General features: G+C 33.7%; 8 protein-coding genes. 3 read left to right on the top strand and 5 right to left on the bottom strand.

Going from position 1 to position 12,069, the window contains the following annotated elements; all coding sequences use genetic code 11:
* Nucleotides 1-51: 51 nt before the first annotated feature.
* Both ISU00_RS10995 and ISU00_RS10990 read right to left on the bottom strand, forming a co-directional pair.
* Nucleotides 52-771 (bottom strand): LytR/AlgR family response regulator transcription factor, encoded by a 720-nt coding sequence (locus ISU00_RS10995; RefSeq protein ID WP_228850707.1) that lies wholly within the window; start codon nucleotides 769-771, stop codon nucleotides 52-54.
* Complete coding sequence (locus ISU00_RS10990) at nucleotides 761-1,858, bottom strand: sensor histidine kinase (protein ID WP_228850706.1); 1,098 nt, start codon at nucleotides 1,856-1,858, stop codon at nucleotides 761-763. Before ISU00_RS10990 ends, ISU00_RS10995 begins: the two co-directional genes overlap by 11 nt.
* A 411-nt stretch (nucleotides 1,859-2,269) precedes the next feature.
* On the opposite strand from ISU00_RS10990, the gene ISU00_RS10985 reads away from it, so the two are divergent.
* The gene (locus ISU00_RS10985) at nucleotides 2,270-3,115 is read left to right on the top strand and encodes a hypothetical protein (protein ID WP_228850705.1); all 846 of its coding nucleotides are present in this window, start codon (nucleotides 2,270-2,272) and stop codon (nucleotides 3,113-3,115) included.
* Between the two features lie 29 nt (nucleotides 3,116-3,144).
* Nucleotides 3,145-4,239 carry a hypothetical protein gene (locus ISU00_RS10980; RefSeq protein ID WP_228850704.1) on the top strand — a complete coding sequence of 365 codons (1,095 nt, stop codon included), beginning with the start codon at nucleotides 3,145-3,147 and terminating at the stop codon, nucleotides 4,237-4,239.
* A 13-nt stretch (nucleotides 4,240-4,252) separates the two neighbouring features.
* Here ISU00_RS10980 and ISU00_RS10975 read toward each other — a convergent pair whose 3' ends face one another.
* On the bottom strand, nucleotides 4,253-5,020 hold the full coding sequence (locus ISU00_RS10975; RefSeq protein WP_228850703.1) for a LytR/AlgR family response regulator transcription factor: 768 nt from the start codon (nucleotides 5,018-5,020) through the stop codon (nucleotides 4,253-4,255).
* Nucleotides 4,992-6,146 carry a sensor histidine kinase gene (locus ISU00_RS10970; RefSeq protein ID WP_228850702.1) on the bottom strand — a complete coding sequence of 385 codons (1,155 nt, stop codon included), beginning with the start codon at nucleotides 6,144-6,146 and terminating at the stop codon, nucleotides 4,992-4,994. Before ISU00_RS10970 ends, ISU00_RS10975 begins: the two co-directional genes overlap by 29 nt.
* Before the next feature lie 432 nt (nucleotides 6,147-6,578).
* On the opposite strand from ISU00_RS10970, the gene ISU00_RS10965 reads away from it, so the two are divergent.
* On the top strand, nucleotides 6,579-8,810 hold the full coding sequence (locus ISU00_RS10965) for a TonB-dependent receptor plug domain-containing protein (protein WP_228850701.1): 2,232 nt from the start codon (nucleotides 6,579-6,581) through the stop codon (nucleotides 8,808-8,810).
* A 252-nt stretch (nucleotides 8,811-9,062) separates the two neighbouring features.
* Here the strand turns inward: ISU00_RS10965 and ISU00_RS10960 are convergent, their stop codons facing one another.
* A complete protein-coding gene (locus ISU00_RS10960; RefSeq protein ID WP_228850700.1) occupies nucleotides 9,063-11,888 on the bottom strand; it encodes a M16 family metallopeptidase in 2,826 nt (941 codons plus the stop codon).
* Nucleotides 11,889-12,069 lie beyond the last annotated feature (181 nt).

Raw genomic sequence — 12,069 nt, 5'->3', positions numbered from 1 at the left:
ATATGACTCCTTCCTTAATAGGTCGGAGTATTTTTTATTAAACAATTTGCATCAACCTTCATTTTTAAAGGCATTGCTGTCATTTGACAATTTTGAAATAATATCCCCATAATTACTCCCAAAAGGAATTTCAATTTTTCCAATTTCTACATCATTTTTTGTGTAAGCAGTGATTTTGTTTGTGGCCACAATAAAAGATCTATGGATTCTCAAAAACAAGTTTTGAGGTAGCATTTTCTCCACTGAACTAAGAGTTTGTTTCACTCGTAAATCCGGATTCCCTAACCTATGAATAACTATGTAATCCTTAAAACTTTCAATGTATAGAATATCATCAACCCACACTTTAATCATTTTTCGATCGGCCCTAAAGTAAAGGAACGCTGGAGAATTTTCTGAAGCCTCAATTTCTGGATTAACTGAATCGCAAAATCTATTTACGGCTTTTAAAAATCGATCAAACGGAATTGGCTTTAACAAATAATCTATGGCTTCTAGATCGAATGCCTCGATTGCAAAATCCTTATGCGCTGTTGTAAATATAACTTTTGGAGGATTTGTTAACGATTTTAAAAATTGAGTCCCTATTAGTTTTGGCATATGAATATCTAAAAACATGAGGTCGACATTCTTTTCATTCAAAATAGACATGGCCTCAAAGACATTTTTACAAGTACCAACAATTTCTAATTGAGGAACATTTTCAATATAACTTTTTAAAATTGAAATTGCTGGGGGTTCATCATCCACAATAATACAATTACAGCGCATATACATTCTTATTTTGATTTGATATGGAAGGGCCAATATATTTGTCCTCCAAAAACTCAAGTTTTAAGTCAAGTGTTACCACAAATACGTCTTCCAATTTTACAATTTCAAGTTGATGATTATTGCGATAAATCAACTCAAGCCTTCGAATTACATTTTCCAATCCCAATCCACCTGTTTTATTAGCATTGTCGATATTATCGTTTGGATCTATACTGTTAACTAATTTAAAACACATTAATTGGTCTTCGACTGATAGATTCAAATTAATCCAGCATTGGTCTATTTGCCGACTAGTTCCATGTTTAAATGCATTTTCTAAAAAGGGAAGAAGCAACAATGGTGCAATTTGAAAATTATCTAGATCTCCTGTAATGGTTAAAGAAACATCTAGGCGCGGACCATAACGTAACTTTTCTAATGATATATAATTGTTTAATAAATCTATTTCAGTTTTAAGGGAAATCCTCGGTGTATCACTTTCATAAATCATGAACCGTAATAAATTGGCAAGTTTCAATACTATTTCAGGTGATTTTGGAGAAGATTCTAATGTATGTGAATATAAATTGTTCAGTGTATTAAATAAGAAGTGAGGATGCAGTTGGGCTTTTAATAATTTTAATTCGGCCATTGTCTTTTGTTGCTCTGCCTCAATGGTTAAATTGCGTTGAAAATACCAGTGCTTTAATAATTTTATGGAAGCTGCAATAGCACCAACATGAATGAATGGCAAAATATTCCTTCCAACTGAAAGTTCGACTCCTCTGAAATCAGGATTATTATTAACGGAAAGTTGAGCTATTATGGTGTATAAGGCACAGATTAAAACAACTATAATAAATCCTATAAAAAACTTTAAAAACTGTCGTTTTAATAAAAATTTAGGCACCAGAAAATAAAGAAGTGAATATACCATTATAAGATGGCCTGGTAAATAGAATAGGGCGCCTAAAAAAGATTGCCAGGGATTAACATTAAAACCAAATCCCCATGCAAAATAAAGAACAACTATTACCCAGAATAGTAAATGAAGACTTACTATTTTTAACCTTGAAACCCACAACCTTTTAGTTTTGAAAGCCATTTTAAAGCTGGTTAAAAACAAATCCAAGCCGTGCCATCCTTACATCAAAAATCTTAATCCATTTCGGCGATTCATAAAAACTTAAAATTAGGGATTAATTATTATCCCTACGCAAAACCTAAGATACGATTTGCAGAACAAAACCATCTTTTCAGTTATACTTATTCGTCGACCAATACTGGTTGTCTGTCTTTCATTTTATAGCATTTAACTTTTTTAAAAATTTGAAAGCAAATTCTTAAGTAAATTCAACCATATTATACTTTGTTCTTTAATCTAAAAGAGAGTTAAAAGAGCAAATAAATTCACCCACAAGAGCATTTTTTTGACCAAATAATTGACTTTATATATTAGAAGTCAAGTAAGTACTGTTATCTACATCAACATCTATTTCAATTTAACACCAAAAAAATGAAAGCCTATCTAACTATCTTATGGTATATCGTATTTACAATTGTTTTGGTATCATGTTCAAATGACAGTGAAGAAATTTTTCCCACACCAAACCCAAGCAGAACTATTGAAACTACCAATAACCAACCCACCAACCCAATTAACCAAAACCATGGGTTACAGCTTGCAGGTCATCCCAAAAGTCTTATCAGGTATGAATATGGAATACAAACCTATTGGTCACAGTTTTATTATACCGATGACGGAAACATATCCAAAGTAGTATATAAATACTCAAATGATTCTGGGTCTGAAGTGCTTCAGGACTCCTACTTTTATAACTCGGAAGGCAACTTGGTAAAATTATATGTTGGGACTCCAACTGTTCCCTATGACACCTATAATTTTTACTGGGATAAAGACCGCATCGTTAAAGCCGACAGATACAATGCACCATGGTATGGCCACTCCAATTTAATATATGATTATAATTCTAATGGAGAAATAATACAATCAACTGAAATAAATACGGATTTTCATTTCACCTCAAAATTTAAATATTCCTATTATGACGATGGAAATATAAAAACCATTGATGAATATTTCGGTGATGACAATACCGCAGAATTCCATGGGCGCGCGATGCAAATAGCTGGATATACTACTTACACAAATTTATTCCCTGAGACAACCATAATTCCCGGAAAAAGTATTCAAAATCTATTTCCGACATCGATGAATCGGTTACATCTACAATCGAATACTTACGAGGTAAACGAAGATTACCAATACAAACTCGATGAAGAAGGCAGGGTAATTGAGAAAACTGGCAACAACACTAAGGTGGTTTATGACTATTATTAATCTACGAAGGTTTCTTAACTAATTATTATATGAATACTATTCTAAGAATTTTTGTCTTGTCGCTCCTATTCACTACAATTTACAATTGCACATCTGATGATGGTAATGATTATTTCAAATATGACCATGCTTTTAACACGGTTGGATTTATGACAAACTATATAAGAATGGAAGAGGGCTCTGAAATTACAGTGGAAATAAAATTTAACGAACCAGCCGAAACCGATGGTGTTATCACCATTTTAGGTTCAGACTTAAAAAATCTAGAAATTATAGGTGCGACCGTCATTGATGAAAATGCATTACAATTAAATTTCAACAAAAATACAACCATACTTTCCTTTAATATTAATCGCGCTGACGACAACACTATAACTGAAAATATAGATCCAATTTTAACTATTAAAAATATTACTAGGCCGATCTATATAAATTCATATCATTCACTACAATTAGATATATCAGATGACGAATTAAGTGGGTTACCAAAATCATACGTAACCTATAATGGCAACAATCTTCAACATAAGGTTAGTTATTTTTATAACATTTCTGGAAGATTAGCAAAAGTTAATTATTTCTATGGTAATACCAATTTACATGAGCATTATAAATATGATGATCAAGGAAAATTAGTAACAATATTGACGAACGATGATACCGAAGACATTTCAAAAACAACATTTCTTTGGGAAAACGGTTTAATTAAAAATTCAACCACGGAATTTATGAATCCCGATAGCCAATCTCTAAATTACAAGTATACCTACAATCAGAATAATCAAATAATTGAAAAAATCTCCAGTGGAAATGAGCCTATTGAAAAGAATTTTTATTCTTATTATTCAGGGGATAATATTAAAAGCATAGATTCATATTATGGTGAGGAATTATACTTTTCAACAACCTTTTATACATATACTGAAAAACCAAACCAATTTCCAGAATGGGATATTATTCCGACTCATCGTGTACAAAGCCAGTTACCAATTTCTTTAAAAACAGGATATACTGGCGGTTGGGGGCCTCAAGAAGATGTGAATTACATATACGCCTATGACGATTTAGGTAATCTCAGGTCAAGAAGATCCAATAATGGAATTACATACTATTATTATTATTAATATCTTTTGGATTTCAAGCAATACTGGAATCAAGTGTTTTTAAGAAATGGTTTAAATAGAACTTCCCGATTGGAAGTTCTTTTTTGTTAATCTCAACCAATTCGTGGGTATACGATTTAATCTTATTAATTGAAACAATAAAAGATCTATGAATGCGGACAAATTCATTTTTATTGACCATATTTTCAAAAGAGGATATTGTCTGACGACAAAGATGCATCTTGTCCTGGGTAAATATTTTAATATAATCTTTAGCACCTTCCACATAAAGAATATCATCTAAAACAATTCGTACCTGTCTTCTATCGATTCGTAGATAAATGGAGTCCACACCAGACTTCCTTTCAAACTCAAGCGATTCATCATTTAGAAGATCATTCTCATAGCCTGGTAAAGCTTTGTTTATAGCTTTTAAAAAGCGATCGAACCGAATTGGCTTTAAGAGATAATCCACCGCATCTAATTCATAACCATCCCAGGCATATTCTTTATAGGCTGTCGTAAAGATAACCTTAGGAGGATTTTGAAGAGATTGCATCAGCTCGGTTCCTAAAAGCTCTGGCATTCTTATATCCAAAAAAATAAGATGAATTTCATTAGACTGTAGATACATAAATGCTTCGATAGCATTGCTACACTCACCCACCAATTCTAAAACTGGCAATTTATCGCAATAGCGCCTTATGACATCTCTGGCCAGCGGTTCATCATCCACTATAAGACATCTACATTTGGGATGTGTTTTTTCAGGCTTATTCATAACCAAATATGAGTTGCTCATCGGGTGTGTGTTTAATTGAATAGTTAGAATTTAATTCTATCCTAAGATCTACAACAAATACATCATCTTCATCACGGATTTCCAACTTATGTGTGTTAGGATATAAAAGGCTTAGTCTTCTTTTAACGTTTTCAATGCCAGTACCTATTCTGTTTTCTGCTAGAGTTGAAGTTCGTTTTTTCCCATTCATCAGTTTCATGGAAAAGGTTTGATTTTTCAACTCTGCTTTAATATTTATCCAAGGTTTTCTAATCATTTTACTAGCTCCATGCTTAAAACAATTTTCAACCAACGGTAGTAAAAGCAGTGGCGCTATTGTAATTTCTTCAACATTAGGAAATGAATAATGAAGATCTAGCTTGTTATCGTATCTTATTTTTTCAAGATTGAGATAATCTACCACCATTTCCAACTCATTCTCCAAAGGGACCCAATCCTTTTTACCTTCATCTAAAATATATCTTAGAATATGGGAAAGTGCCATAATCATTTTTGCACTTTTAGGTGATTCTTCCTGGGCTTGAGAGTATATATTATTCAACGTATTAAACATAAAATGAGGCTGTACCTGAGCCATTAGTAATCGAAGTTGAGCGTCCGAATTTTCTTGTTGAAGTTGTTGATTTCTTAATGATTTCAGGTAATAATGTTTAAACATTTTAAAGCATCCAGCTAATGCAAGTGAGGTAATAGATCCCAATACACTGCCTAGGTAAGCGAAATAAATTTTTTGAGCGAAGGTAGTAGTCGTCAAAAATAAATTTGCTTTTGGAACCCATGCCATTTTAGCCCATGGAATATATAAAAGGAAAATTGCGTGTACCGTTAATGCAACAAAATAAAAAACAAGAAACCAGCAAAATGCCAGAACATACTTCTGCTTAAATACAAATTTTGGAAGTACAAAATAAAGTGCCGGATAAACAATGAAAGTCTGTGGAAACAGAAAAAAAAAGGTTTCTACCACGGTCTTCCAAAAATTTGGAAATTGACCAGTGGCCATCAACGGCATTGGATTTAGGAGTCTTGTGATGGTGAAATATCCCCCCCAAAAAAACCAAAAAACAAAATGTCTCGTAATACGATAAGATAATCTATCCGATAAAACGAATTCTCTTAAAGACATTAATGTAATTGTTTACTATAAATTTAATTTATAAAACTATATGCCAAGCTCCAATTACTACATATATAGGAGATTGAACGACAGAAAAGAAAAAATAGGCGACAATACCTATTCGTCTACTAAAAAATAGTTTCTGACAACCATATTAATCCATCTATCGATAAATAAATTATCATTTTTAATTAAATTTTATTTTACCGAAACTAACTAAGATTCTGTATTACAATATTTTGAAAAACGAATCGAAATAATTCATATCAACCAACTAAAAAAACACAAAACATATCGTAAAAAAATATAATTTTAGTAAATCTTCCTAAAGCTGATCAATGGTATTATTGAAGCTGGTGTTTTATCATTAAGCCTGGTTCAATAACATATTGAGTCCCCTTATTCCTATACTGAAATAGCCTTTTCTAAACATTTATATGCATGAAGATTTCGGCTATTTATCTCTATTCATTTGTATTAGTAACTCAAATTTTATCAGCACAAAACCCAGATCAAGACAAAGAAATTCTCATCGACACGCTAGATGAAGTGGTTATTTCGAGCCTATTACGTCCGGAAAAAATAACTACTGCTCCTGCCCCAGTTCAAGTCTTAACTTCTAAAGACTTAGATAGGTTTTCTGGGTCTAATACAGGAGAACTTATCGCAAAAATGCAAGGAGTGGAGTTTACGAGATATGGGGTTGATGGAATTACGTTTAATGCTAGGGGATTGAACAGTGCTTTCAATAACAAAATTTTACAAATTGTTGACGGACGAATTAGTACAGCCTCACTTAGTGGCGGTCTTCCTGTTTTTAATAATGGATCAACTATAAAGGATGATATTGAGCAAATTGAAGTTATAGTTGGGCCACAAACCGCTCTATTTGGACCTAATGCCCATAATGGAGTATTCAATACAATTACGAAAGATCCGCGATTATCTCCAGGGGTCTCTGTTTCGCTTAGTGCAGGGAATCAACATCAATTTAGTGGAAGACTTCGATATGCCGAAAAAGTAAATAACCATTGGGCTTGGAAAGTAACAGGTGAATATGCAACCGGTGAAGAGTTCGATTTTATTGATAGCGTATATGTCGGGACCCCTCAAAAAAGCATACCAGAGCATAATCTAAATTTAAATTTCCGCCACCTTCGAGGTGAGGCACATCTGTATTACACTCTAAACTCCAAAAGTGAAATAATAGTTTCTGGAGGCGCCAGCACCAACGATTTAATACAAGTAACAACAAGTGGAAGAAACCAAATGCGCGGTTTAGGCTATAGTTTTCTTCAAGCTAGGTATAGAAGCCCACATTTCTATGCCAACGTTTATAATACTTGGGGAACCCTAGGTTCAAGTTATACCATCACAGCATATACACAAATTTTTTGGTTGCGGACCCAACCTGGACCTTTATTCCTACCTCCAGATGAGGCCGAACAATTTGCATTAAATGCGGCATCATTTAAAGAAAAAAGCAGACGATTTAATGCAGATTTCCAATACCAGAATAATTTTGAAAAAGCCGGTCTATATTTTGTAGCCGGTTTAGATTTTGAAAACTTACATCCAAATACGGATGATGGAAATTCATTGGTAGGGGAGTCTGATGCAATTTCTGTCTCACAAATAGGTGCAGTGGTACAACTTGAAAAAAAGATTCTAAAAGATTTCCGTGTAATTGGGGCAATGAGATTTGACGATAATGACAATTTCAAAAATTTATGGGCGCCAAAACTAACCTTTATTAAAGATTTTAATAAAGGTAATGTTCGGTTGGGATGGGCCAAGGCTTATGCTCTGCCAACAATACAAAATCAATATGCCAGTATTCGCGATTTCCTTTTTGGTAATGGAGGTAAGGGGATTACATACATTCCGAATAACTCAAATATCAACGATTCAGATAACATTCAGACCACACAGCCAATAAAAGCTGAGGAAGTAACGACCTGGGAAATTGGCTATAAAGGTCAACCCTTCGAAAAAATTTGGGTTGATGCCAATGCTTATTATGGTACTAGTAAAAACTTTATAACACCTCCATTAATGATTGGAGGTAGGGCGTTATCGGTAGATGGCATTGCGGTTGAGCATAATCCAGGCATGGCAGGCACTGTAAGTAATGACACCCTTAGAGGAGCAACTTTCCTCACTTTTTTTAACTATGGAAAGGCTAATGTGTATGGTTTGGATGTAGGGACGACATACAAATTTACGCCATCTGTCAACTTAGCTCTAAAATATTCTTGGATGAATGCAGAATTTGAAGAAAATGACGCCAATGGTGATGGCGTAATTTCGAAGGAAGAAAAAAGTCTTAATGCACCAAATCATAGGGGAAGTGCCCAGTTGAATTTTGAAAATTTAATTAAGGAAAGGTTGGACCTTTCATTTGGAGCAAGGATAGTGGAGAAATATGAGTTTTATAGTGGCAATCAAGTTGGAAGTGAGGATGGTAAAGGCACAAGAGTACCTCCAAAAAATTATAATCGCGGACCCTTAGGTGGATTTACAACCTTCGACTTTAATGCATTATATCGTTACAACAACCTTGTGAGTGTTAATTTCAACATTTCTAACATCTTCAATACAAAGCAAATTGAATTTGTTGGCGCTCCATCAATTGGGCGATTGGCTATGGCAAGCATTAAACTTGCGTTATAATTTGTTTAGTGCATACAAGAAATTAACCATTATGGATAATCCGATTTAAATTAATGCACATAGGAATATGATATTGTTTCACCGACTATTTTATTAAAAACTTTACAATTGTATATATTTCTAAAAAAGAATCCCCTTAGAAATGTAAATATCTAAAGGGATTCGAAAACTGAATACAGAACAATCTGTACAGTAAATCAAGTTAAATTACTATCTCCTAGTATTTTGGTCAAAGACACCAACCCTCTTCAATTAAAGGTCATTTCCTGGTAAAAATACAATTTCGTATTTTTTGGCTTCCTCCAAAAGTTTTTTGGCAAATTCTTGAACTTCCTTGGCGGTAATGCCATTAATGATATTTTCAAAATTTGCAGGGTCATCCATGTTGTAACCTTCCCTCACATAATTTGTAAGAAGGTTCATTGTATATCTGTTATAATTCTTACTCTCTTCACGATTTTTAAGGAAACTTTCTAATGTCTTCTTCAAATCCTCATCATTAACCGTTCCTTCACTAATTTTAGTGATTTCGTTATAAACAATTGCAACTAGATTTTCAACTTTTTCAGGATTACAGTCAAAGCTTACATTTAAATAACTTTTTTCAGTTGGTCGTTTTGCCATACCAGCTCGAACACCAGCACCATAAGTCCCGCCTTCTTCTTCCCTTAAAGTTTCGGTATATCTTAATTTAAGTAGGGCTGATAAGGTATTGGCAATATAGTCCGCCTTAATGGTATAATCTTGCTCTCTTTCAAATCCAATGCGAACTGTAGCCTTAGGATCTTCCATTGGTAAGAATATCCTTCTTTTAATAGTATCGTCTAACCAGTTTGGTTCTTTATTTTTCCAGTCTTCATCTGTAGATGAAGAAGTAATACCGCCAATGTATTTGGCTATCAATGGTTTTACATCTTCTTCACTTATATCGCCAACAATAAAAAAGTCAAAATCAGAGGCATCCTTAAACCTGTCTTTATAAACAGCAACCATTTCATCGAAGGTTATTTCTTCAGCATATGCTTCATCAAACAATCTATTTCGGGGATTCTTCGTCCCATATAAGGTCACTGTTATACTGTCTTGCATTTTGGAGCCTAAATTCTTGGTTTTTCGCTGTAGAAAATTTGAAATGTTTCCTTGCATCACTTTATAAGCATCAGCATCAAATCTTGGTTTTTCAAATCTCATGTAAACCATTTGCAAAAGGGTTTCAACATCTTTGGTAGTTGACGAGCCATTAATACTTTCTGAAACATCACTTAGGTTTAGCTGCGTTCTTGCAGTTTTACCCGCTAATACTTTAGGCAATTCCACAGCATTATATTCACCTAAACCAGACATCTGTGCCAAACTTACCGACATTGATGCTGATGGTAGCTTGTCATCGTTAAGAAGAGATGTTCCCCCATCACTAATTGCATAGAATGAAACATCATTTTTATTCTTGTCTACAAAAGAATAATGGACTTTTGCACCATTACTAAGTTCAAATACTTTAGCGCCAGTAACTTCATCAATTTTCTCTGAAATAATTTTACCTGGATTAATTTGCGCTTCATTTAATAAACTTTTACCTGCAAACGAATCTTGATAAGCCTCAATTTCATTATTGGTTTCAACCTCTTTAATAATGGATTTAGCATCCTGTTCTGTAAGATTTTCTCGTCCTTCCACACCTGTTACTAATAAAACTCTATTATTGGATGTATATAAGGCTTTAAATCTTTCATGAAACGCATTAGGTTGAATCCCCTCCAAAAGAGACTTTGCCAATTCATACTCTTTCTTTACATCAGTCATAGGTTCATTTTCCAAATAATTCTTTTGAATCATCCCTTCAATTTGACCATGGCTCCAATCGTCTTCTTTACTTATTTGAGTTTCGTAATTTGTATAAAGATCCTTAAGAGCCCGCTCAACCTCCGCTTCAACAAATCCAAATTTTGAAGCTCTTTCCATCTCTATCATAGCTGTTTTGAAAGCTTCATGCTGCATATCAGATTTTGGCCTAATTGCCAAGGTTAATTGGCGATTGGCCCTTGTCATATCTCTAAAAAACAAACCTGCCGACAGAAATGGCGATTCAGGCTTTTGGGATATTTCTTTAAGTCGATCTGAAACCATTCTCTGAACCATATTATTAAGCAGCTCAGTTTTAAAATCTTCTTTTGACCAGGATCCAAGATTTTTAGGATGATTTATAACAAATGAAATATTAGAAGAAGCCACCTCTTCATCCATAGAAAGATTATAAATCATGGCTTCATTATCTGGTATACTAGTAATTTTGCGCTCTTTAGGATTTTCAACTGCTGGGATGTCCGAGAACATCACCTTTATCTTTGATTCAATTTCCTTTACATCAAAATCCCCGATCACAGCGATTGCTTGTAAATCTGTTCGGTACCAATCATGGTAAAAATCTCGAAGTGCATCATACTCAAATCCCTCAACAACCTTCATATCACCAATTGGCAACCGTTCTGCGTAAATTGAATTGTTGAACATTGCAGGTAAATTTTGTTGAAGAATACGCATTCCCCCACTCTGCCTAGTTCTCCACTCTTCCTTAATAACGCCTCTTTCAGCGTCAATTTCTTCTTCAGTAAGCAATAAATAATTAGACCAATCTCTTAGAATTAAGAGACATGTATCTACAAGACCATCTCTAGTTGGTATATTGTTTAGATTATAAACTGTTTCATCAAAAGATGTATATGCATTAATATCCCTGCCAAATATGGCTCCTTGTTTTTCCAAAGTCTTTAATATGCCTTTCCCTTCGAAATTTTCTGTTCCGTTAAAAGCCATATGCTCCAAAAAGTGGGCTAACCCTTTTTGTTCATCATTTTCCAATACAGAGCCTACATTTTGTATAATATAATAGCTTGCTACCCCTTCCGTAACATCAGTAGGATAGATATAGTAAGTCATTCCATTAGAAAGTACACCTTTAGTGACCCTGGTATTTTCTGGTAATTCGGAAACAATTGAATTATGTTGCGCAGATGTCTCTACAGAATTGAAAAAGACAATCGACAACATTAAAAGAAGAATTCGATAAGTTTTTAACATAATTGAAAAATTAAGATTATACCTAATAAGTTGGTTTACTTTTAAGACAGAAAAATTGAAAAATACCCTTTAAACGACTTGTTAATTTTTTGATAAAATTTCAAGATGGCCGGGATCTATAAGGAAAAACAGCAAAAAGAGATGAGTTAACTAATTACTATTTAGCTAATCTCATTGAAAG

It is taken from the genome of Aegicerativicinus sediminis (genome assembly GCF_015476115.1).
Lineage (GTDB): Bacteria > Bacteroidota > Bacteroidia > Flavobacteriales > Flavobacteriaceae > Aegicerativicinus > Aegicerativicinus sediminis.
This window is presented reverse-complemented; position numbering and strand designations above follow the sequence as displayed.